Raw genomic sequence first — 21,361 nt, forward strand, 5'->3', positions numbered from 1 at the left:
GGCTCGACGATGTGATCATCAACGCTGATCAGGATCATGTCGTCTTTGTTCATGCCCGTTCCTCTCGGTGCTTCTCATCGACCGGCCGAAAGACCGGTACCTCGAATCCATCTTCGTCATCGGTCCGAAAGTCGAGTGCGAGTTTCTGGCCGGCGCAGGGTTGTTCGCAGTCGACGAGTAGGGTCATCAACCGAGGTCCCTCCTCGAGGTCGACCATCGCAACGGTGTAGGGCAGATGCGTGTCGAACGGCGGCGCATTCTGGTGAACGACACTCCACGTGTAGAGAGCGGCCCGCCCGGTGGCCGGCGCGAGACGAACGTCTTCGCTCCAGCAGTGGGGGCAGAATGGGCGTGCGTACAACGAGTTACGACCGCATGAGCCGCACGTGTTGATCAGCAGTTTGCGGTCCTGGACCGCCGCCCACCAGATCTCGCTGTCGGTGTCGACGGTCGGCCGGTTCGGTCCGGCGGGTGAGGCCATCACCGGCTCCCGAGGATCATCGTGGCGCTATGGGTGAAAAAGCCGCCCATGGCATGAACGCACGCCAGGCGAGCGCCATCGACCTGCCGGTCACCGCACTCGCCGCGTAATTGCCGCACGGCTTCGACCATCAGGAACATTCCCCGCATACCGGGGTGACACGAGGCAAGGCCGCCACCATCGGTGTTGGTGGGCAGTGCACCGCCAGGACGTAGCGCGCCGGAGCCGATGTAAGACCCGCCTTCACCCTTGGCGCAGAATCCGAGATCCTCCACCGTCAGGAGCACCGTGGAGGTGAATGAATCGTAGAGTTGGCAGACGTCGATGTCGGCTGGGGTGACGCCGGCCTGCGAGAATGCGCGCGGACCCGACTGTGCAGCTGGTGATGTCGTGAAATCAGCCCACTCACTCATGCTCACGTGCGAAGTGGCGTCGGCAGCGCCCAGAATCCAGACGGGGTCCTTCGCGCAGTCTTTGGCGACACGCTCACTGGCGAGCACGACCGCGCCGCCGCCGTCGGTGCGCAGGCAGACATGTTTGGACGTGAACGGATCTGCGAGCATCGGTGCAGCTGCGACGTCGTCGACCGTAATGCGTTCGCGGTCAAAGGCATCTTCGTTCATGACGGCCCATTCATGAGCCGCGACGGCAACCTCGGCCAGTTGCTCCTCGGTGGTCCCGTACTCGATCATGTGGCGCCTGGCCGCCATGGCGTACTTTGCGATCAGCGTGGCGCCGTAGGGTGCCTCATACTGCATGGCACCACCGGTGCTCATTGCCGCCGCCGACGCCCGCACGCGGCGTTTGACATCGGAGCGCGCCGTCGACCCGTAGGTGAGCAGCGCCACGTCCATCTCTCCGGCGGTGATGGCACTTGCGGCGTGCCGAGCCATGACCTCCCACGATGATCCGCCGACATTGGTGCCGTCGACCCAGGACGGCCGCAGTCCGAGATATTCGCTGACCTCGACGGGCGGCAACAATGTTCCGTGGCCGCCGAAGCCGCCGATGTCGTTCTTCGTCAGGCCGGCGTCGGCCACAGCGCGGCGCGCCGCCTGCGCCATGAGCGCGGTCGCTGTCTTGTCCGGCACGCGTCCGCAATCGGAGAGTGCGGCACCCACGATCGCCACCCGGTTTCCGGACATACATCATGGTTACCACACCGAGAATGGCGTTAACGACATAGTGGAATCATCGTTCTCAGTCGGTTACCGTGGGCGGATGCCGGCACCGTTGCGAGACGCCTTACTTGGCGACGGCCTGGTGTTGTGTCTGGCGCTCACCACTGCCCGTACCCCCGAAATCCCTGCGGTCGCGGCGGCGTGCGGCTATGACGCGGTCTACGTCGATCTCGAGCACACCACCTGCTCGCTGGAGACTGCGGGCATGCTCTGTGTGGCAGCGGTCGGCGCCAGCATCGCAGCCCTGGTTCGTGTGCCGTCGAAGGACCCGAGCACGATCGCTCGGGTGCTCGATGCCGGTGCGGTGGGAGTGATTGTGCCGCATGTGAATAACGCGAGCGAAGCCGCAGCCGTGGTCGATGCCGCGCGGTTCCCGCCGCTGGGGCACCGTTCCATCGCCGGCCCCACCGCGGTCAGTGGATACACGCCCCGACCTGCCACGGAACTGACGAGGGTTTTGGAACGGCACACGGTCGTCGCGGTCATGGTCGAGACGCCTGCTGCGGTGGCGGACTGCGACCACATTGCCGCGGTCGATGGTCTCGACATGATCCTCCTGGGTCCGCATGACCTGACGGCCGAGATGGGGATTGCCGGACAGTATGAGAATGCAGATTTCCATTGTGCAGTAGAATCGGTCGCGGCGGCCTGTCGTACCCACGGCGTGGCGCTGGGAGTGGCCGGGATTAAGTCCCTTGACCTGTTGGAACGGTTCGCAAGCCTGGGCTTGCGGTTCATTTCGGCGGGAACCGACCTCGGGATGATGACCGAAGCGGCCACCACCCGCGCGCATGCGCTGCGCCGGCTCGGCGGCCGCTCGGTGCCCGACACCGACGAACACGGGCGGTAGTCGAACCGCGCCACACCACAGGAGGACGGATGCCCACTGCGATCTACACCGAACAAGTGACCGACCCGATGGCGTGGACGGGCGCGGACTTCAGAAGCAAAGAGGACTTCGCGTTCGACCTGTCGTCACGCAATGTTGCCGCGCTGGAATCGATTCTGGCCAAGACCGCACATAAGGACCGCGACGAGATCACTCCCGAGGACGCCCGCCATCGCGACCTCGACGACGATCTCGCACGGCTCTACCAGGACCTGATGTTCGGCAAAGGACTGGCGTGCGTACGCGGTTTCCCCGTCGAAGAACATTCGATCGAGGACCTCGAACGCATCTACTGGGCCTTCTGCACCCACCTCGGCTATCTGGTGTCGAACAACTCGTTCGGACATCGGATGGTGCGAGTCCAGGAGGAAGTGTTGCCCAACGGCGTCCAGCCCGCCCGCGGCACCAAGTCACGCGCGGAGCTTGCGATGCACAACGACGCAGCAGACATCCTGTCGCTGCTCTGCGTGTACCCCGCGGCCGAGGGTGGCGAGAGCCAGTTCGCCAGCGGCCCAGCTGCGCACAACTGGATCCTGCGCGAACGCCCGGACCTGCTGCCGGTGCTGTATCAGGGATTTCCGCATCACCGGCGCAGTGAACAGCCCGACGATCAACCGGACGTGACTCCTTACGATGTACCGGTCTTCTCGCAGATCGACGGCCGGATCTGTATCAACTTCACCTACAGCAGCATCCTGCCCGCGATGCACACACTCGGCCGCGAGTTCACCCCGGAACAGAACGAGGCCGTCGAACTGCTACGTGGCATCCTGGTCGAGCAGCAGGTCGAATTCCGCCTGGAGTCCGGGGAAGCGGCCGTCGCCAACAACTTCGCCATGTGTCACTCGCGGTCGGACTTCGTCAGCAGCACCGATCCGAAGAAGGCGCGATGCTTCCTGCGTGCGTGGATGGAGGTGCCGCGCGCTGATCGCCGGCTGCCCGTCGGCCGCGAGTACTTCCACATGGAGAACAAAGACTTGCGTCTGGGCTACGACGTCGTCGAGGGACGCGACGGCTCGGTCGCTCGCAACGACTATAAGAACGTCGACGCCAAACTGGCCGACATGTTCAAGGCGGCCCAAGCGAAACCGAAGGCGAATCGGTAGTGGCCGTTAGACCTCGGCTGGTCTATGAACGGTGGACTGATCCTGTCGCCGGCGACATGCTCGAGGCAGCCGATGTCGAGGTGTTGCAGCTCGACCTGAAGGCGTCCGCGGACGTCAACTGGGCGGTTCTGCAGTCGGCACACGGCTATCAGGTCGCCACGCGCACCGACGTCGCACCGGTTGCCAACGGCGCACAGTGGTTGGTCGGCCCGGATTTGGTGCAGCGCTGCGAACTACTGCTGGCGGTGTGTTCCGCAGGCGCCGGTTACGACGTTATCGACGTCGAAGCCTGCACAGGCGCCGGGATCGCGGTGTGCAACAACTCCGGTCCCGGCGCCGAGGCCGTGGCCGAACACGCGCTCGGCTTGATGCTGGACCTGGCCAAGAAGATCACCGCGGCTGACCGGGTTATGCGCGCCGGTCCGGTCGGCGATCGGTTGGCGCTGCGGGGCAGTCAGCTGCTCGGTAAAACGCTCGGTGTCGTCGGCCTCGGCGCGATCGGGGGCCGGCTGGTGCAGCTCTGCGCACCCTTCGGGATGGAGGTGCTGGTCTTCGATCCCTATATCGACGATGCGAACGCGCGCGGCCGGGGCGTCACTCTGGTCGGGCTCGACGAGCTCGTCGAGCGGTCGGATTTCATTCAGGTCACCTGCCCGCTGACCGCTGAGACGCGAGGACTGTTCGGCCGCAGGCAGTTTGCGGCGATGAAGCCGTCGGCGTACTTCATCACCACCGCCCGCGGCCCGGTACACGATGAGGCGGCCCTGTACGACGCGTTGGTGAGCGGAGGGATCGCCGGCGCCGGCCTGGACGTGTTCCATGAAGAGCCACCACGACAGGACAATCCGCTGCTGCGGCTCGACAACGTCGTCGCCACCCCGCATGTCGCGGGCATCACCGTCGAGGCGGCCCGCGACATCGCGGTCGCCACGGCGATGCAGTGGCAGGCGATTTTCGCCGGGCAGATGCCACCCCGCCTGCTCAATCCAGAGGTGTGGCCGCGCTACTGCGACCGGTTCCACGACATTCTCGGCATCCGGCCGACCGCCCGCGACACCGCAACTGTGGAGTGAGATGACGAACTACGACACCATCGCCTTCGAGGTCTCCGGCCACACCGCTTGCGTGACCCTGAACCGGCCCGAGGTGCTCAACGCGATCAACGACGAAATGATCGCCGAGCTCGCCGAGGTGTACGCCGAAATCGAACGTTCGCAGGACATCTGGACCGTCATCATCACCGGGGCGGGTCGTGCGCTGTCCGTGGGTGCGGACGTCAACAAGGCGGCCGACCACGACATGGAGAATGCGGCCGGCATCGACAATCAGGGCGAACCCATCCTCAGTTCGATGCGTCAGTGGGACGCCCCGCAGGAGGCGACGCCGCCATGGCTGCAGATGACCAAACCCATCATCTGTGCGGTCAACGGCATCGCGTGTGGTGCAGGCATGGACCTCGTCACGACCGCCGACATCACCCTCGCGTCAGAGCGCGCGACGCTGATGGACCCGCACGTCAGCATCGGCGTGACGTCCGGGCGCGAAGGGGTCAGGTTGGCCCGCATCTTGCCGCTGCCGGTGGCCATGCGGCTGATTTTGATGGGCCGCCACGATCGACTCGACGCACAGCGCGCATACGATCTGGGCGTCTTCACCGAAGTCGTGCCCCACGACACGCTGATGGAGCGCGCATGGGAGATCGCCGAGACCGTGAATTCCAATGCGCCGCTTGCGGTGCGGGGTTCGCGGATGGCAGTGCGTAAGGGGCTGACGCTGCCCATCTACGAAGCCGAACTGCTGGCCGAGAACTACCGCATGAAGGTGGCGCTGACCAAGGACGCGATCGAAGGGCCGCGCGCGTTCCTCGAGAAGCGCAAGCCCGACTGGCAGGCCCGTTAGTTCTCTCGCGAGCAGACACAGAATCGCACTCTTTGCAATCTTTCGTGCGAGTTTGCGTCTCCTCGCGAGACGGCTACACCATTCCGAAGAAGTTCTTTGCGTTGGTGGACAGGACCTTTCGCTTCGTCTCCTCGTCGAGGCCCTCGGTGGCCCTGTTGGCCACGTCCATGCTGTTCGGCCAGTTGGTGTCGTTGTGCGGGTAGTCGGTCTCGAACATGAGCTGGTCAGGGCCGACGAGGTCGAGGATGCGGAAGGCGACCGGGTCGCCGAACGTCGAGAACCACACGCGGCCGGGCACCTGGGTGCTGGGCGGCTCGGTCAGCAGCGGGTGGATGCCGCCCCACGCCCGTCGATCCTCCCAGACCTCATCGACGCGTTGCAGGTAGTAGGGAATCCATCCGGCCTGCGCTTCGGCGAACGCGACCTTGAGTTCAGGGAATTGCTTGAGCTTCGCGGAGAACAACCAGTCGACAAGCGCGATGGTGCAGTTGACCGCCATCAACGCGCTGGTCACGACATGCGGGGCGTCGGGGGAGGACTTCGTGAGCGACGAACTCGACCCGATGTGGAGCATGATGCCGACGTTGTTGCGCTCGCACGCGGCGAAGAACGGGTCCCAGTAACCGCTGTGGATGGACGGCAGGTCGAGCCGAGCGGGCAGCTCCGAGAAGCACACCGCGGGCATGCCCTTGGCCGCGACCCGGTCGACCTCCTTCGCCGCGAGTTCGACATCCCAGAGCGGGATGATGCCGAGCGGGATCAGCCGGCCGTTCGAACCGCCGCCCCACTCGTCGATTTGGAAGTCGTTGTAGGCCTGCACGCACAGCAGGGCGAGGTCCTTGTCCTTGCCGTACAGGAAGCGCTGCCCGCAGAACCGGACCAAGGTGTTCGGGAAGCAGGCCGACGCCTCGATGCCCGCCATGTCCATGTCCGCCAGCCGGTCGGCGGGGCGGTAGCAGCCCGGCCGCATCTCGTCGTAGGTGATCGGATCGGTGGTCAGCTCGTCGATCTCGTAGCCGGCGGCCGCGCTGATGAGCGGGATCGGGATGATCGAGTCCTCATAGTGCCAGATGTCGGCGTCGCGGCCATCGACGTCGTCGACGAATGCGACATCGGACGTCACGCTGGGGTCCATGCGGCCGCGGTGACGGACGATCCGTGGTCCGATGTCGCGGTAGCGCTCGGGCAATCGGCTGGTCCACAAGTCGGCGGGTTCGACCAGGTGGTCGTCCGGCGAGACGATCAGGATGTCGGCGCTCAACGGGGCACTCCTTCGCGAACAGGCTCGGGCGCAATCGCGAAACATTTGTTTCCGCAATCGAGAATCATCGTTTCCAGAATACCGCATCGCGCGTTGCCCGCGTGGCGGGATCGCGGTCGCCGCCGCCCCGTCAAGATGCGCGTGTAGGTAGATGGCGGAAATCGACCGTAGAACGCGTATTCTCGGAGCATCATGACTGCTAAGAAACGCGGCGCGCGCGACTCGGACGCCGATTTGGAACTCGTCGAGGCCGACATCGAGATACCGGGGAGCTGGCAGGAGCGCACCATCGAGCGGCGACTCAGCCAGGCGCGGGCCCGCGCGCTCGCACGCAGCTCCCGGTTCTTGGCGACCGCGCTCGAGTTGGTCGAGGAATCCGGTCGTGCCGACTTCACGATCCAGACCCTCATCGACCGGTCGAACCTCAGTCTGCGCGCGTTTTACCAGCACTTCGCAGGCAAGGAAGAACTGCTGCTGGCGCTTTATGAGAATGCGACCAGTCAATTCATCGAAGCGATCCGCCACGAGGTGGCGGCTGCGGACGGCCCGATGGAACAGCTCGAGGCTTTCTGCCGGGGCTTCCTTTCGCGTGCCGAGTCCTCGGAGGCGATCGGTGGCCGGGTGATGACGATCTACAACCTGAGCCTGGAGATCGAGCGGCCCGCCGATTTCGCCAAGATCTGGGAGCCGCACCAGAAGCTGCTCACCAAGATTCTCACGGCGTGCTCGCGCGCCGGCACGGTCCGAAAGGATCTGACACCCGCGCAGCTGACGACCCTGCTGAATTCGACGTTGATCGCACTCGCTCAGATCGGCGTGTTCCACCTCGGCGTCAAGGGCGCCGAGCTCACCGAGGATCAGCTCTGGGCATGGTGTCTGCAGGCTCTGACGCCGCCGGCGAACGCGCCGCGCAAGGCCGTCACCGCCAAGGGGTCCTCGCGCAACCGCACCACGCGGAAGCCCAAAGACCTAACGGGGTAGGCCCAGTCCGCGCTGGGCGATGATGGTGCGCTGCACTTCGCTGGTGCCGGCGTAGATGGTGGTGCCCAGCGAGAACCTCATGAGGTGTTCGAAGCGGCCGTGCTCCGGTGCGGTGGGCTCGAAGACCGACCGCACCGCGTCCGGCCCGACGAGCTCGACGATGTCCTGGCTCGCTCGGACGAGCGCCTCGGTGGAGAACACCTTCGACATCGGGCCCTCGGCGATCGGAGCCCGGCCGTTCTCGGTCATCCACACGCATCGGCGTTGCAACAGCATGGCTACCTCGAGTTCCAGCGCCACGCGCGCGATCCGCCGTCGCACATCGGGATTCGCGATCCGCGGAGCATCACCGGTGGCTGGTGCGGCCGTGGCCCACGCTTCGGCGTGCTGCAACAGGCGGGCGATGTGTGGTCCCCAGCCGGACGCGTGCTCGTCCTGCAGCGACAGGGCCAGTACCTGCCATCCGGCGTCGACATCGCCGACCCGCCACTCGTCGCCGATGCGGACGTCGCTGTAGAAGGTGATGTTCGTTCGTTCGCCCGACAGGGTCCAGACGGCTTGCGCCTCGAACCCGGCGGAATCCGTCGGTACCAGAAACATCGTGAGACCCTTGTGCTTCGGCTTGTCCGGGCTCGTGCGGGCCAGCAAGAAGATGTAGTCGGCGATGTGACCGTTGGTCGTGAACATCTTCGAGCCGTTGACGACCCACTCGTCGCCGTCGCGCACCGCCCTGGTGGCTGCGGCGGCGACGTCCGACCCACACTCGGGCTCGGTGAAGCCGAGGGCGATCGTGATGTCGCCCGTCATGGCACCGCCGAGGATCCGGTCTTTCATCGCCGGCGTGCCGACGTCGCGGATGATGGCGGCGACCATGCGGGTGGTCTCGGACAGGTACACCGGCGCGTCTGTCCGCATGAGTTCTTCGTTGAGCGCCTGCTCCTCCCACGCATTGCGGTTCTGCCCGCCCAACTCGGCCGGCCAGCTCGGTGCGAAGTAGCCCCGGTCGACCAGACCCTTGGCGAAGTCGTCGTCATGAGCGACGCCGCTGCGGTAGATCCGTTGCTCGACATCGGGGGTCAGGACGTCGGCGAGATGCCGGCGTACGCCGTCGCGGAATGCCTCGGTGGCGGCGTCGGACTGAAAGTGCATGAGCAGGAACCAATCTGTCGGCAGGACCGAGGAACGACCTGCGCGATAATGTTACTCTCAATTTTGAGAGTAACCGTATTCGCATGTGAAGGAGTGGTGTGTGGACCTGAGCCTGTCCGGCGAACAACGACAGCTCGTCGACTCCTTCGCGGCGATGTACGCCCAGGCATCCAGCCCCGAGGAGGTTCGGGCCGCGGAGCCGTCCGGCTTCGATCCGAAGCTGTGGGCGGCCTTGACCGAGACCGGCGCTGTCGAGATGGCAGTCGATGAAGCCGACGGCGGTTGGGGAGCCTCGGTTTTGGAGCTCGCGTTGATCGCCGAGCAGCACGGCCGGGCGCTCGCGTCGGCGCCGATCATCGAGGCTCAGGTGGCCGCCCGTGCCCTGGCCGCATCCGGAGGCGGCGGACTGCTCGAAGGCGCACTTGCCGGCGACAAGATCGTCAGCTTCGCACCCAGGCCCTGCGAAGGCGATGTGTTGACACTCGTACCTGGTGGGGCGGTCGCCGACACCGTCGTGGCGTTGGTCGCCGATCGACTTGTCGCATGTCCGACGACGGCTCGCGGTTGTGTGACCAATCTGGGGTCGTTGCCGCTGGCGGACATCGAGATCGACCACGACGTCACCGTCCTGGCCGAGGGACCGGACGCTCGTCGCCTGCACTCTGCCGCGCTCGACCTGTGGCTCACGCTGACCGCAGCTGCGTTGGCCGGTGCGGCGAGAAGAGCCGTCGAGATCGGCGTCCAGTACGCCAAACAGCGGCACGCGTTCGGGAATCCGATCGGATCGTTTCAGGCGGTGTCACATCCGCTGGCGGACAGCGCCACCGCGGCCGACGGCGCGCAGCTGCTGGCGTTCAAGGCGGCGTGTGCGTTCGCCGACGAGCCGACGCGCGTCACCGAGTTGGCGGCGATGGCGTTCGCGTTCGCCTACGAGACCGCCCGCGACGCGACGAGCCGCAGCCTGCACGTCCACGGCGGCTATGGGTTCGGCATGGAAGGCGACATCCAGTTGTACTACCGACGAGTCCGAGGCTGGGCGATGGTGTACGGCGAACCCGGCGTTGCGCTCGACCGTGTCGCGGATGCGCGCTACGGCGTGGCCGCGGGCTGAACCGGTTCGCGTGCCTCCATCGTCGCGAAGCTCAGCGTGGCGCGGGCGGCCAAGCGGTCCCTGGAGACATCGACCACATCCACCGCGACGACGATGAGACGCTTACCCGCGCGCACCAACGTGGCGGTCGCGCGCGCGGGCCCCTCGAGGACCGGCGCCAGGAAGTGGATCGTCATGTCAGCGGTACCCGCGCCTGCGCCGTTGGTGTACTTGACCGCGAGTCGGCCTGCCGCCACGTCGATAAGGGTGGCGACCAAACCGCCTTGCAGCGCGCCGCGGATGTTGACCAGGTCCGGCCGGTTGTGCAGATCGACGACCACCGAATCGTCGGTATCGGCGACGTCGTAGAACGGCAACTGCCCGAAGAGGTGACCGGGAATCGTCACCTGCATCGGCTGTGGCGTGACACTCACGTGTCGGACCGTACTTTGTCCTTCACCGAGACGACGATCGGGGGAGCGGTGCGCCAATCCGGCACGCCGTTCTCCGGGCCTGCCGTCGCGCGCTTGTCCTCGCGCACACCGACCCAGTGCGAGTGGTTCAACTGGTGCAGCGTGAAGCACGACTGCAACGCGTTGTAGAAGCCCATGTTGTCGACGGACTGATTGACCGACTCCTTGATCAGCAGCGCGGCCATCGTCGGAACCGTGGCGATGCGCCGCGCCATCTCAAGGGTGCGGTCGGCCAACTCGTCGCGCTTGAAGATCTTGCTCACCATGCCGAGGCGGTAGGCCTCCTCGATGTCGATGGCGTCACCGGTCAGCATCAGCTCCTTGGTGCGGCGGGGGCCGAACTCCCACGGGTGACCGAAGTACTCCATGCCGCACATGCCCAGCCGGGTGCCGACCACGTCGGCGAAGCGCACCTCTTCGCTGCCGACGATCAGGTCGCACGCCCAGATCAGCATCAACCCCGCGGAGAACACGTCACCGTGTACCTGCGCGATCGTGATCTTGCGCAGGTTGCGCCAACGCATGTTGTTCTGGAAGAAGTAGTGCCACTCCTGGAGCATGATCTTCTCCGCACCCTCGCGGGTGCCGCCGTTGATCGCTGCCGTCGGATGCTGGCCGGGGCCGGGCGTGAACTCGGCGCGGGCCTGTTTCGAGCCGATGTCGTGACCGGAGGAGAACATCGGTCCCTCGCCCGCGAGGATGACGACGCGCACGGTGTCGTCGGCCTCGGCGGTCGCGAAGGCGTCGTCGAGTTCGACCAGCATCCCGCGGTTCTGCGCGTTGCGTTGTTCGGGACGGTTCAACGAGATCCGTACGATCTGACCGTCGTCGAACGTCTCCCACTTCAGGAATTGGTAATCGGGCACCGGACTCTCCTTCGTCGTCAATTCGGCAATGGTGTTATCAATTAGTGAGAAGGTATGTTCTCACAGGTCGGGTGGGGTCAGCTGGAAAGGGTGCACATGACGGACGGCCAACGTAACCCGAGGGTGATCCTGTGGGGCCCCGGTCAGGTGGGTGTCGGCGCGTTGCGTGCGTTGATCGCCCATCCGGGTTTGGACCTGGTGGGCGTCGTCGTGCACACCGAGGTCAAAGACGGTCGGGACGCCGGCGATCTGTGCGGGATGCCGGCGACGGGGGTCATCGCCTCGCGAGACATCGAAGCCGCGTTGGCACTCGATGCCGATGTGGTCGCCTACTTCGCCTCGGGTGACTATCGATACCGCGAGGCCGCCCAGGACATCGCCCGCTGCCTGCGCGCGGGCAAGAATGTCGTCTGCACGTCGCTGGTGCCGATGTGCTATCCGCCTGCGGCCGACCGCGAGACGGCCGAACTCATCACGTCCGCCTGCCTCGAGGGTGGCACCAGCTTCTTCAACAGCGGCGTGGATCCCGGCTGGGCCAACGATGTCCTCGCGTTGACCATGACGGGGTTCAGCAGCCGTGTCGACACCATCACGATGCTCGAGATCCTGGACTACGGACCGATCAATCAGCCCGACATCATGTTCGACTTCATGGGGTTCGGCCACCCGCCGGACCACCCGGCGCCCCTGTTCGACACCGAGCGTCTCGCCGCGCTGTGGGCACCGACGGTCCATCTGGTCGCCGACGGGGTCGGGCTGCCGTTGGACCGTGTCGTGACGACGATCGAGAAGTGGCTCGCCACCGAGCGATATGAAGTCGCGTCGGGATGGGTCGAGCCGGGCACCATGGGCGGGATGCGGTTCAAACTGGCCGGCATCGTCGACGGCGAGGAACGCGTCGTGCTCGAACACATCACCCGCATGGGCGAAGGGTCGGCGCCGGACTGGCCGCGCCATCCCTCCCCGCACGGCGGCTACCGCGTCATCGTCGACGGCCTGCCGACCTACACGGTGGACATCGAGATGCACGGTCGCGGCAACAACATGCGCGGTCTGACCTACGCGACCGTCATGCGGGAGCTCAACGCCATCCCCGCGGTGATCGCCGCCGCGCCGGGACCGCTGTCGACACTGGATCTGCCGTTGGTCACCGGTCCCGTCCGCGGCGGGACCTGGTGTGGTGTGCTTCCGCAGCGAGTATCCGTATGAGTCGCGAGCAGGTGCCGCAGGTCTCCGACGATCTGTGGACGGTCATGAGCACGGCCACCGCGGTTCGGCGGTATCGCGGCGACCCGGTGCCCGATGACGTCCTGGACAAGTGCCTACGGGCCGCGTCGTGGGCACCCTCGGGCGGCAACGGGCAGCCATGGCGGTTCATAGTCATCCGCAACAAGAAGTTGCGCGACGTCATCACCACCGCGTCTCGGCAGACGTGGGAGGTGATGAAGGACTTCTATCGGTTACCGACGGTCACCGACGGCGACGACGACCCGAAGTCGCGCGTCCTGCGGGCCATGGCCGAACACATGCATGTCGGTGGCGGCGCTCCGGAACTCGTTCTGTTCTGCGTCCAGCCGCAGCGCGGAACCTCCGAGATGCAGCAGGCCGGTTCGATTTTTCCCGCCGTGCAGAACTTTCTGCTTGCGGCGCGCGCGCAGGGACTCGGAGCGGCCATCACGTTGTGGCACGGCCACTGTGAGCCCGAATTGCGCGCGTCGATCGGCATTCCCGACGACTGGAAGATCGCGACCTTGCTGACAGTGGGTTGGCCCAAGGGCAGGCACAAGCCGGTTCGCCGCAAGCCGGTGCACGAGGCAGCGGTGGTGGACATGTGGGATCAGCCGTGGTCGACGCAGCCCTGACGTGGGCGTGGGCCAAACCCGCTGTGGTACTGCATCCCTCGGGCAGGGCCGTCACCTTCGCCGACCTCGATTCGCGCGCCAACCGCCTGGCCCACTATCTGCGCGGAGCGGGTCTGTCGATCGGTGACACGATCGCGATCCTGATGGAGAACAACGAGCACATTCACGCCGCGATGTGGGCCGCGCGACGCAGTGGGTTGTACTACACGATCCTCAACACCCATCTCTCCGCGTCGGAGATCGCGTACATCGTCGGCGACAGCGGCGCGAAGGCCGTCATCTCGTCGCGCGCCATGCGGTCGGTGTGCGAACGCCTCGCCGACACCGTGGCCGGCGGTCTGCCGACCATAGCGCTGATCGCCGACGACGACCTCGAGGGTTGGCGACGTTACCCCGACTGTTTGGCTGCCGAACCGTCGCATCGCATCGCCGATGGGCGCGACGGTCAATTGCTGCAGTACTCGGCCGGCAGCACCGGGCGACCCAAAGGCATCCGTCGACCGCTGACGGCAGCGGGCCGGCAGCGCCTGACGACGCCGGTGTTCGAGGCGCTGGGCGTGACAAGCGATTCCGTCTACCTCAGCCCGGCGCCGACGTACCACACCGCACCGGCGATGTGGACGATGGCGGCGCAGGATGTGGGCGCGACGGTCGTGATGATGGAACGGTTCGACGCGGAGCAAGCGCTCGAATGCATTCAGCGCCATGGTGTCACGCACGCGCAGTTCGTACCGACGATGTTCGTCCAGATGCTGCGCCTACCTGAGGCGACGCGGCGCCGTTTCGACCTATCGACCCTGCAGCGAGTCGTGCACGCCGCCGCGCCGTGTCCTGTTGAGATCAAGCGACAGATGATTGACTGGTGGGGGCCGCTCATCGACGAGTACTACGGATCGTCTGAAGGGGCAGGCATCTCGTTCATCCGTGCCGAAGATTGGCTTGCGCACCCGGGTTCGGTCGGTAGGCCGATCCTGGGAGTGCCGCACATTCTCGACGAGGCCGGACGCGAGCTCGGCCCTGGCGAGGTGGGCGAAATCTTCTACGAAGGCGGCTATTCCTTCGAATACCTCAACGACCCCGCCAAAACGGCAGCGTCGCGCACGCCTGAAGGGTGGGCCACCGTCGGCGACATGGGCTACGTGGATAGCGACGGCTATCTCTATCTCACGGACCGTCGCAACCACATGATCATTTCCGGTGGCGTGAACATCTACCCTCAGGAGGTCGAGAACGAGCTGGTGACTCATCCGCTCGTCGTTGATGCGGCGGTGTTCGGTGTTCCGGATGACCTGATGGGCCAGTCGGTTAAGGCGGTCGTTCAGTTGGCCGACCACAGTTCTGTAGATGAGGGTGTCGCCGAGCAGCTCATCGACTGGTTGCGGCAACGCCTGGCTCACTACAAATGCCCGCGCTCGATCTCCTTCGAGGCTCAACTACCGCGTACCGACGCGGGAAAGCTCTACAAGCAGCGCCTCATCGACAGATACGGTTAACGGGCATCGTTGATGTCGTTCTTCAGCGCCTCTGCGTCGGTCCCGAAGATCGCCTGGACGCTGTTGCCGATTTCGACGACGCCCGCGGCGCCGAGTGCCTTGAGGCGGTCCTGATCGACCTTGGTCGTGTCGGTGACATCAACGCGCAACCGCGTGATGCAGGCGTCGACATTGACCAGATTGTCCCGCCCGCCGAACGCCGCGATCACGTCTTGGGCCTTGGTGGTCGCCGGTGCGGTCACTGTCGCGGCACCGGCGCCGGGCACGGACGTGACGGTCTCGGCGCCCCCACCTGAGTTGGCCGCCTCCTCGGCCTCGTACTCGCCCTCGGGTTCCCGTCCGGGAGTGAGCAGGTTCCACCTCACGATCGCGAACCGGAACAGCAGGTAGTACACGACGAAGAACACCAGACCCATCCCGACGAGCAGTGGGATGTTCTTCGCTGCCGGCGCGGTCCCGTAGAGCAGCAGATCGATCAGCCCGGCGGAGAACGAGAACCCGAGGTGTATGTCGAGCAGGTAGGCCACCGCCAATGACAGCCCCGTCAGCACGGCGTGAATGACGTAGAGCGGGAACGCCACGAACATGAACGCGAACTCAAGGGGTTCGGTGATGCCCGTGACGAAGGCGGTGAGCGCGGCAGCGGCCAGAATGCCGATCGCGACCTTGCGCTGCTTCTTGTTCGCCACGTGGATCATCGCCAGCGCCGCGGCGGGCAGCCCGAACATCAAGATCGGGTAGAACCCGGACGTCAAGATGCCTGCGGTGGGATCGCCGGCGGCGAACCGGGTGAGCTCACCGGTGACGGCCTCCCCGCCGGGGGCCTGATAGTCGCCGTAGAGGAACCACACGTACGAGTTCGGGATGTGGTGCAGCCCAAACGGAATCAACATCCGGTTGGCGAATCCGTAGACGAATGCGCCCAGGGCGCCCGCCCCGCCGATGAACTCGCCAAGGCTCGTCAGCCCCGCATCGAAGATCGGGTAGAAGTAGCTCATCGCGAACGCCAGGAACAGGCACACCAACGACACCACGATCGGCACGAACCGCCTGCCGCCGAAGAATCCGAGGTAGCTGGGCAGCTTGATGGTGTGGTAGCGGTCGAACAGCCATGCAGTGACCAGGCCGCCGACGATCCCGGCGAAGACGCTGTAGTTGATCTGCGCCTGCTCGCCTGCCTTGTCGACCTCACCTGCCAACACGATCGGCGACATGGTCGTGAAGACCGCCTCGACCACCAGGTACCCGACGACGGCGGCCAGGGCGGTCGAACCGTCTGCCTTGCGGGCGAATCCGATCGCGACACCGACGGCGAACAGCAGGGGAAGGTTGGTAAACAGCGCATCACCTGCGGCGCTCATCGCCTTGAAGAACGCGCCGATGACCGGAGCTTCGATCCGGCCGAGCAAATCGGGTTGGCCCAGTCGCAGCAGGATGCCCGCCGCGGGCAGCACCGCGATCGGCAGCATGAGGCTCTTGCCCAGCCGTTGCAATTGCGCGAAGCCTGGAATACGTAGTCCCGTCTTGGACTGTCGCCCTGCGGATTTCGCCGTGTCACTCATTTCGTGCGCCCTCCTGTGCCGCAGCCGTCGCCGAACTCGACGCCAGCGGAAGCTTAGGCGAGAACCCCGAACCCGAGACCCTCTTTCCCAGACGCTCGTATGGTTGATCTGTGACCACGACGTCTGTGATGGCCCCGATTGGAGGGCGCGCGGTCGGCCTTCACGACGTGCCCGACCCGGTGTTCTCGCAAGGCATGGTCGGCTACGGTGCCGCAATCGACCCGCCGCGCGAGGTGATCGACGCGGTGGCACCGGTCAGCGGCACGCTCATGAGACTGATGCCGCACGCGTTCGTCGTCATGACGCCCGAGGGCGTCGGCGTCCTGGTGCACCTCGGTATCGACACGGTCAGGCTGGAAGGCGAGGGCTTCACCACCCACGCCAGTCAGGGAGATGACGTCACGGTGGGCCAAGCCGTCATCAGTTACGACGTTCCGGCGGTCGAGGCCAAGGGGCTCAGTCCGATGGTCCCCGTTGTGGTCATGGACGAACGCGACGCGGACAATATCCGCCTGTCGATCGAAGCGGGCAGCCAGATCAGCTGCGGTGCTGCTCTTTTCGTCGCGACCAAGTAGATGGAAGTCATCGTCGTCTCCGACGCAACCGAAATCGGTGGCATTGCCGCCGACGCGATCAGCGCGCTGCTCGAGCGCAAACCGGATGCGGTCCTCGGGCTGGCCACGGGGTCGTCGCCGGTAGCGGTATACGACGAATTGGCGCGACGCTGCGACGCCGGCCGCGTGTCGTTTCGGCAGGCGCGCGGTTTCATCCTCGACGAGTACGTCGGCCTGCCGGCCGAGCATCCGCAGCGGTACCGCAACGTCATCGACGCCGCGTTCGTGAATCGGGTCGACTTCGGACCCGGCGCGGTCGATGGCCCCGACGGCACAGCGGCCGACCTCCCCGCGGCCTGCGCCGCGTACGAGGACGCGATCCGCGCGGCCGGTGGTGTCAATCTGCAGATCCTGGGCATCGGCACCGACGGCCACATCGCGTTCAACGAACCGGGGTCCTCGCTGGCGTCGCGGACCCGAATCAAGACGCTGACCAGGCAGACGCGCACGGACAACGCCCGCTTCTTCGGCGACGACCTCGACGCTGTGCCCACCCATTGCCTGACCCAGGGACTGGCCACGATCCTGGACGCCCGACACGTCATCCTGTTGGCCACCGGCAGGCACAAGGCCGAGGCGGTCCACCACCTGGTCGAGGGTGCGGTGAGCGCGATGTGGCCTGCGACCATCCTTCAGCACCACCCGCACGTGACAGTGCTCCTCGACGACGCGGCCGCACGCCGGTTGCAGCTCGTCGACTACTACCGCGAGACCTACCGGGCCAAGCCGGACTGGCAGGGCATCTGAATGCTGTTGACCGCCGACACCGTGGTGACCGGGCGAGAAGTGTTGCGCCCCGGGTGGATCGAATGGGCGCACGGCGTCATCGACGCGGTCGGGTCGGGTGCCCCGCCGCGCCCGCCCGCGATGGACCTCGGCGCGGTGACGGTGGTGCCCGGTTTCGTCGATACGCACGTGCATGGTGGGGGAGGGGCGAACTTCTCCGCCGACGACGACACGCAGACCGCCGTGGCGTTGCACCGGCGCCACGGGACCACGACGCTCGTCGCCTCTGTCGTGACCGCCGAGCCGACCGAATTACTGCGCCACGTCGCGAAATTGACCGAAGACGTCCGCGCCGGGTTGATTGCCGGAATCCACCTGGAAGGTCCCTGGCTCTCGACCGTCAGATGCGGAGCTCACCAGCCGGCACTCATGCGCGACCCCGACCCCGCCGAGATCGATCGGGTGCTCGGCACGGCGGGCGGGACCATCCGCATGGTCACGCTCGCGCCGGAACGCGATGGCGCACTAGCCGCCGTGAAGCGGTTGGTCGATGCCGGAGTGGTGGCCGCGGTGGGCCACACCGAAGCGACGTATGCGCAGACGCGCTCGGCGATCGACATGGGCGCCACGGTCGGCACCCACCTGTTCAACGCGATGCGGCCGATCGATCGTCGCGAACCCGGACCGGTGATCGCACTGCTCGAGGACGATCGGGTGACCGTCGAAGTGATCGCCGATGGTGTGCACGTCGATCAGGCGCTGTACCGGCACCTGACCCGCAGCGCGGGCCCGGACCGGGTGTCGCTGATCACCGATGCGATGGCGGCGACAGGGATGTCCGACGGGCTGTATCACCTGGGACCCGTGGCCGTCGAGGTCGCGCACGGGGTGGCGCGGGTCGCGGGTACCGACACCATCGCAGGCAGTACCGCGACCATGGATCGGGTGTTCCGGTTCGCCGTCGCTCACAGCGGACTGGCTCGCGACGAGGCACTGCTGTCCGCCGTGCGCCAGTCGTCGATCAATCCCGCTCGCGCACTGGGCCTGCCTCAGGCCGGGCTCGCCACCGGATCGCCCGCCGATGTGGTGGTGCTGGATTCCGAGCTCGCGGTGACAGGCGTCCTCGCCAAGGGGGCGTGGGTCGTCGAACCGGATGCGAGCGCGCCGGTCTGACGGCTCAGGATCCGGTTGAGCGCGCGAGGCGCCAGCACATCAAGCGCGCCCGGTTCTCCGCACTGGCTCTCGGGTCTGTCGAGTCGGAAGTCAACGCGGACCGACGCGCAGACGTGACGAACTACAGGGTCGCGGCGAACGGTCCGAGTAGCTGGCAGTCGGGAGCCGGCAGGTTGCCGGACCAGCGGCCGCACCCTCGGCCCGTCGACTCGTAGACCGCGCCGGGACGATACGGCGCATAGAACACCTGCGCCGGTTGGGCGCCCCTGCCCTGCGAGCACTGACCTGCCGAATCGACGCCGAGGATCCGCACACACGCCACGCTGGAGTATGGGTCGGCAGGGAAGCCGCAGGCGCCCGGGGCCATCGTGGCCGTCACCACGGGAGCTCCGTCGACGTGGACGATCTGGGGCGGCGACAGCGTGAACGAGCAGGGTGGTGGCGGACCGGCGTGCGCGACACCCGCGCCGACGAGTCCGGTCAGAACCATGGCCGCCCCCACGGCCGCGACGACCCGCATCATGTCTGGATGGTAGACCCCGCGGGCAGCCGCCAGCAGTGAATTCGGACGGCTACGCCTGCGGGTAGGGCGCCCAGCGCTTGTTGAAGCCGGCCCTGCGCAGTTCGAGCTGCGCCGTGCGCTCGCCCGTGGTGACGAAGTAATCCGGCGCCACGAAGTCGTCCAGGTCCTCGAGCTTCACGACACGCTGACCGAGGATCCGCGGGGCGTCGTTGACGTCGGGCCCGAGGTCCTGGAACCGGATCGAGATGGTGCCCTGGTTCAGTCCACCGGTGGATACCCAATTCCTGGCGAGCGGATCGGTCTTGGAGATGACCACCGTATAGGTGCCGTCAGGATTGGGACGGGCCTGCTCGTCGTTGAGGCTGGTCGGCAGGTTCCAATAGTCGTCGGTGATCGTCCAGTCGTTGTACGTCGGAACGATGAAATAGTTCGCGCGGCCCGGATCGATGGTCAACACCAACGCTTCGTCGTCGGCGAGTTCGTAGAAGCCGTTGCTCTGCAACTGGTTCGCGAGGAACTCGGCGTTGCTCGACGGCTGTGGCAGCACGTTGGGCTCCCTGGCGGCCCCGGTGTCGGGGTCGCGGGTGGCCAGCGCCATGTACTCGGCTTGCTCGGACACCCCCCTGACGATCAGGATCAGCGCGGTGAACGTGCCGCGCAGCAGCGGAGGCATGTACGGCAACGGCGGCACCAGGGACACCAGCGTGGTCAGCAACGGGTTGTTGCTCACCACCGAACCCAAGAACGCGAACCCGCCGAGTTGGGCGAACAGGCTGTTGGGCGGGCCGCCGACCCGTTCGATCGACAGGCTCGTCGGCACTTCTTCGTTCCAGTCGCCCAACGTGTTTCGCGCAGCGATGATGGTGGAACCGGGTGTGATCTGCAGGTGGTTTGGCCGGCCGTTCGCCGGTTCGGTGCTGACCGTGATTTCGAAGTTTCCGTCGGCATCCATGACGAAGTTCTCGTCCACCGTGAGGATCGACGACGTCGTCCCGGCCAGTCCTTCGAGCACGCTGAAGCTGGTGTCGGCCGGCATCCCGTCTTCGGTCAGGTCGTGGAAACGTCCCCTGATGACGTACTCCGACGAGCCGCTGACCGCCATGAAGCGGTAGATCGTGTCCGGGTTGTCGTAGAGAATTCGAGACCCGCCGACGTACTGAGCGAACCAGTTGTGCGGTGGGGCCACCTGGGTGACAACTCGCGGAGTCAATGGGTTGAGTAGCTGCTGCTGAAACGCCGCTGCCATCGCGTACTCGTTGACGGCCCGGTCCAACTCGGCGACGTTGGCGGCGTCGGGACCGCCGGGGAACAGCTGGTTCGCGGCCGACAGGAACCCTGCTCGCAGAACGAATTTCATGATCGCCACCGGCAGCGTGTTCACGGTCGCAGTAGCGATGCGTTCAGCCTCGAGTTGTTGCGGAGTAGCGAGCGGGCTGACGGTTTCCTGGGCAGAGACAACACTTTCCGCTTCGCGCCGGGCGGATCCGACCATCGTGAAGAGCGCCGCTGCCGGTGCGGGCACGTCAGGTGTCGCCGGCGAAGACGCGACGGCTGTTGTCGGTGCGGAAAGGGCTGGCTCGACCGTCACCGTCTTGGTGCCGTCCGAGCCGGATTCGAAGAACGCGTCGTCGGCTTTGTCGTCGTCATCTTTCGACGAGTCGCTGTCGGTGTTCTCGTCAGCGGTGATCCGCTTCTGGGGTTCTTCGTCGGCGTCCTTCTCGTCGTCGTCGGCCCTTGTTGCGCCGACCGTGGTCGCGGGCTTGGAGGTGGCAGCAGAGTTCGTCGGGTCGCTGCTCGCTGAACCCGGTGTCGTCGATGACTCCGATCCCGAAGTCGTTCCTGTCGACGCGCTCGTCGACTCCGAACTCGACGACTCCGAACTCGACGACGAGTCCGCTCCCTCGTCGGCGGCAGCGATGGCCGGGGTGTTGGCGATCGCCACTCCGATTCCCAGCGCAACGGCCAGCGCGCCGACTCTGCCGATGAAACGTCCGTAGTTGTCAGGCGCCGTTGCCATGGGAAGTCCTTCCGT

The 21,361-nt window shown here is 65.9% G+C and carries 21 protein-coding genes; 12 read left to right on the plus strand and 9 right to left on the minus strand.

What is annotated here, in order from left to right:
- Nucleotides 1–49 precede the first annotated feature (49 nt).
- Nucleotides 50–481 (minus strand): Zn-ribbon domain-containing OB-fold protein, encoded by a 432-nt coding sequence (locus N4S67_RS11280; protein WP_260993086.1) that lies wholly within the window; start codon nucleotides 479–481, stop codon nucleotides 50–52.
- Nucleotides 481–1,626, minus strand: coding sequence for an acetyl-CoA acetyltransferase (locus tag N4S67_RS11285; protein ID WP_260993087.1), 1,146 nt, complete (start codon nucleotides 1,624–1,626; stop codon nucleotides 481–483). The genes N4S67_RS11280 and N4S67_RS11285 overlap by 1 nt, the downstream gene beginning before the upstream one ends.
- 76 nt (nucleotides 1,627–1,702) lie before the next feature.
- Between N4S67_RS11285 and N4S67_RS11290 the strand changes: the two genes are divergently transcribed.
- From N4S67_RS11290 to N4S67_RS11305, 4 genes are read left to right on the plus strand one after another with little or no spacing between them, the layout of a single operon-like run.
- On the plus strand, nucleotides 1,703–2,512 hold the full coding sequence (locus tag N4S67_RS11290; RefSeq protein WP_260993088.1) for an HpcH/HpaI aldolase family protein: 810 nt from the start codon (nucleotides 1,703–1,705) through the stop codon (nucleotides 2,510–2,512).
- A 29-nt stretch (nucleotides 2,513–2,541) separates the two neighbouring features.
- A complete protein-coding gene (locus N4S67_RS11295; protein ID WP_260993089.1) occupies nucleotides 2,542–3,657 on the plus strand; it encodes a TauD/TfdA family dioxygenase in 1,116 nt (371 codons plus the stop codon).
- Between the two features lie 56 nt (nucleotides 3,658–3,713).
- Nucleotides 3,714–4,730 (plus strand): hydroxyacid dehydrogenase, encoded by a 1,017-nt coding sequence (locus N4S67_RS11300; protein WP_260993993.1) that lies wholly within the window; start codon nucleotides 3,714–3,716, stop codon nucleotides 4,728–4,730.
- Between the two features lies 1 nt (nucleotide 4,731).
- On the plus strand, nucleotides 4,732–5,556 hold the full coding sequence (locus N4S67_RS11305; RefSeq protein WP_260993090.1) for an enoyl-CoA hydratase/isomerase family protein: 825 nt from the start codon (nucleotides 4,732–4,734) through the stop codon (nucleotides 5,554–5,556).
- Between the two features lie 73 nt (nucleotides 5,557–5,629).
- On the opposite strand, the gene N4S67_RS11310 is transcribed toward N4S67_RS11305, so the two are convergent.
- Nucleotides 5,630–6,817 carry an amidohydrolase family protein gene (locus N4S67_RS11310; protein WP_260993091.1) on the minus strand — a complete coding sequence of 396 codons (1,188 nt, stop codon included), beginning with the start codon at nucleotides 6,815–6,817 and terminating at the stop codon, nucleotides 5,630–5,632.
- A gap of 192 nt (nucleotides 6,818–7,009) precedes the next feature.
- On the opposite strand from N4S67_RS11310, the gene N4S67_RS11315 reads away from it, so the two are divergent.
- Nucleotides 7,010–7,798 (plus strand): TetR/AcrR family transcriptional regulator, encoded by a 789-nt coding sequence (locus N4S67_RS11315; protein WP_260993092.1) that lies wholly within the window; start codon nucleotides 7,010–7,012, stop codon nucleotides 7,796–7,798.
- On the opposite strand, the gene N4S67_RS11320 is transcribed toward N4S67_RS11315, so the two are convergent.
- Nucleotides 7,787–8,947 carry an acyl-CoA dehydrogenase family protein gene (locus tag N4S67_RS11320; RefSeq protein WP_260993093.1) on the minus strand — a complete coding sequence of 387 codons (1,161 nt, stop codon included), beginning with the start codon at nucleotides 8,945–8,947 and terminating at the stop codon, nucleotides 7,787–7,789. The genes N4S67_RS11315 and N4S67_RS11320 overlap by 12 nt on opposite strands.
- A gap of 100 nt (nucleotides 8,948–9,047) precedes the next feature.
- On the opposite strand from N4S67_RS11320, the gene N4S67_RS11325 reads away from it, so the two are divergent.
- Nucleotides 9,048–10,058, plus strand: a complete 1,011-nt coding sequence (locus tag N4S67_RS11325) for an acyl-CoA dehydrogenase (RefSeq protein ID WP_260993094.1) — start codon at nucleotides 9,048–9,050, stop codon at nucleotides 10,056–10,058.
- Here the strand turns inward: N4S67_RS11325 and N4S67_RS11330 are convergent.
- Both N4S67_RS11330 and N4S67_RS11335 read right to left on the minus strand, forming a co-directional pair.
- Entirely contained in the window at nucleotides 10,037–10,450 is a 414-nt protein-coding gene (locus tag N4S67_RS11330) for a PaaI family thioesterase (protein WP_260993994.1), read from the minus strand. The genes N4S67_RS11325 and N4S67_RS11330 overlap by 22 nt on opposite strands.
- Before the next feature lie 17 nt (nucleotides 10,451–10,467).
- A complete protein-coding gene (locus N4S67_RS11335) occupies nucleotides 10,468–11,376 on the minus strand; it encodes an enoyl-CoA hydratase (RefSeq protein WP_260993095.1) in 909 nt (302 codons plus the stop codon).
- 123 nt (nucleotides 11,377–11,499) lie between these two features.
- On the opposite strand from N4S67_RS11335, the gene N4S67_RS11340 reads away from it, so the two are divergent.
- The 3 genes from N4S67_RS11340 to fadD4 are packed head-to-tail and all read left to right on the plus strand — an operon-like array spanning nucleotide 11,500 to nucleotide 14,731.
- On the plus strand, nucleotides 11,500–12,585 hold the full coding sequence (locus N4S67_RS11340; protein WP_260993995.1) for an NAD(P)H-dependent amine dehydrogenase family protein: 1,086 nt from the start codon (nucleotides 11,500–11,502) through the stop codon (nucleotides 12,583–12,585).
- On the plus strand, nucleotides 12,582–13,238 hold the full coding sequence (locus tag N4S67_RS11345; protein WP_260993096.1) for a nitroreductase family protein: 657 nt from the start codon (nucleotides 12,582–12,584) through the stop codon (nucleotides 13,236–13,238). The genes N4S67_RS11340 and N4S67_RS11345 overlap by 4 nt, the downstream gene beginning before the upstream one ends.
- On the plus strand, nucleotides 13,220–14,731 hold the full coding sequence (gene fadD4 / locus N4S67_RS11350; protein ID WP_260993097.1) for a fatty-acid--CoA ligase FadD4: 1,512 nt from the start codon (nucleotides 13,220–13,222) through the stop codon (nucleotides 14,729–14,731). Before N4S67_RS11345 ends, fadD4 begins: the two co-directional genes overlap by 19 nt.
- On the opposite strand, the gene N4S67_RS11355 is transcribed toward fadD4, so the two are convergent.
- Nucleotides 14,728–16,293: a PTS transporter subunit EIIC gene (locus tag N4S67_RS11355; protein WP_260993098.1), complete on the minus strand. Its 1,566-nt coding sequence runs from the start codon at nucleotides 16,291–16,293 to the stop codon at nucleotides 14,728–14,730. The genes fadD4 and N4S67_RS11355 overlap by 4 nt on opposite strands.
- A gap of 110 nt (nucleotides 16,294–16,403) precedes the next feature.
- On the opposite strand from N4S67_RS11355, the gene N4S67_RS11360 reads away from it, so the two are divergent.
- From N4S67_RS11360 to nagA, 3 genes are read left to right on the plus strand one after another with little or no spacing between them, the layout of a single operon-like run.
- Nucleotides 16,404–16,868: a PTS sugar transporter subunit IIA gene (locus N4S67_RS11360; RefSeq protein WP_260993099.1), complete on the plus strand. Its 465-nt coding sequence runs from the start codon at nucleotides 16,404–16,406 to the stop codon at nucleotides 16,866–16,868.
- Nucleotides 16,869–17,654 (plus strand): glucosamine-6-phosphate deaminase, encoded by a 786-nt coding sequence (nagB, locus tag N4S67_RS11365; protein WP_260993100.1) that lies wholly within the window; start codon nucleotides 16,869–16,871, stop codon nucleotides 17,652–17,654.
- On the plus strand, nucleotides 17,655–18,806 hold the full coding sequence (gene nagA / locus N4S67_RS11370; protein WP_260993101.1) for an N-acetylglucosamine-6-phosphate deacetylase: 1,152 nt from the start codon (nucleotides 17,655–17,657) through the stop codon (nucleotides 18,804–18,806).
- Nucleotides 18,807–18,927: 121 nt separating this feature from the next.
- Here the strand turns inward: nagA and N4S67_RS11375 are convergent, their stop codons facing one another.
- Nucleotides 18,928–19,329 (minus strand): hypothetical protein, encoded by a 402-nt coding sequence (locus N4S67_RS11375; RefSeq protein ID WP_260993102.1) that lies wholly within the window; start codon nucleotides 19,327–19,329, stop codon nucleotides 18,928–18,930.
- A gap of 49 nt (nucleotides 19,330–19,378) precedes the next feature.
- Entirely contained in the window at nucleotides 19,379–21,346 is a 1,968-nt protein-coding gene (locus tag N4S67_RS11380) for a hypothetical protein (protein ID WP_260993103.1), read from the minus strand.
- Nucleotides 21,347–21,361 lie beyond the last annotated feature (15 nt).

It is taken from the genome of Mycobacterium deserti, from assembly GCF_025345615.1.
GTDB classification, from domain to species: domain Bacteria; phylum Actinomycetota; class Actinomycetes; order Mycobacteriales; family Mycobacteriaceae; genus Mycobacterium; species Mycobacterium deserti.

What these genes read in the sequence shown, in the direction of transcription:
- N4S67_RS11355 (WP_260993098.1), bottom strand. Translation starts at nt 16,293, where the DNA reads ATGAGTGACACGGCGAAATCCGCAGGGCGACAGTCCAAGACGGGACTA.
- N4S67_RS11345 (WP_260993096.1), top strand. Translation starts at nt 12,582, where the DNA reads ATGAGTCGCGAGCAGGTGCCGCAGGTCTCCGACGATCTGTGGACGGTC.
- N4S67_RS11280 (WP_260993086.1), bottom strand. Translation starts at nt 481, where the DNA reads ATGGCCTCACCCGCCGGACCGAACCGGCCGACCGTCGACACCGACAGC.
- N4S67_RS11285 (WP_260993087.1), bottom strand. Translation starts at nt 1,626, where the DNA reads ATGTCCGGAAACCGGGTGGCGATCGTGGGTGCCGCACTCTCCGATTGC.
- N4S67_RS11305 (WP_260993090.1), top strand. Translation starts at nt 4,732, where the DNA reads ATGACGAACTACGACACCATCGCCTTCGAGGTCTCCGGCCACACCGCT.
- nagA (WP_260993101.1), top strand. Translation starts at nt 17,655, where the DNA reads ATGCTGTTGACCGCCGACACCGTGGTGACCGGGCGAGAAGTGTTGCGC.
- N4S67_RS11320 (WP_260993093.1), bottom strand. Translation starts at nt 8,947, where the DNA reads ATGCACTTTCAGTCCGACGCCGCCACCGAGGCATTCCGCGACGGCGTA.
- N4S67_RS11295 (WP_260993089.1), top strand. Translation starts at nt 2,542, where the DNA reads ATGCCCACTGCGATCTACACCGAACAAGTGACCGACCCGATGGCGTGG.
- nagB (WP_260993100.1), top strand. Translation starts at nt 16,869, where the DNA reads ATGGAAGTCATCGTCGTCTCCGACGCAACCGAAATCGGTGGCATTGCC.
- N4S67_RS11375 (WP_260993102.1), bottom strand. Translation starts at nt 19,329, where the DNA reads ATGATGCGGGTCGTCGCGGCCGTGGGGGCGGCCATGGTTCTGACCGGA.
- N4S67_RS11290 (WP_260993088.1), top strand. Translation starts at nt 1,703, where the DNA reads ATGCCGGCACCGTTGCGAGACGCCTTACTTGGCGACGGCCTGGTGTTG.
- N4S67_RS11300 (WP_260993993.1), top strand. Translation starts at nt 3,714, where the DNA reads ATGCTCGAGGCAGCCGATGTCGAGGTGTTGCAGCTCGACCTGAAGGCG.
- N4S67_RS11315 (WP_260993092.1), top strand. Translation starts at nt 7,010, where the DNA reads ATGACTGCTAAGAAACGCGGCGCGCGCGACTCGGACGCCGATTTGGAA.
- N4S67_RS11330 (WP_260993994.1), bottom strand. Translation starts at nt 10,450, where the DNA reads ATGCAGGTGACGATTCCCGGTCACCTCTTCGGGCAGTTGCCGTTCTAC.
- N4S67_RS11380 (WP_260993103.1), bottom strand. Translation starts at nt 21,346, where the DNA reads ATGGCAACGGCGCCTGACAACTACGGACGTTTCATCGGCAGAGTCGGC.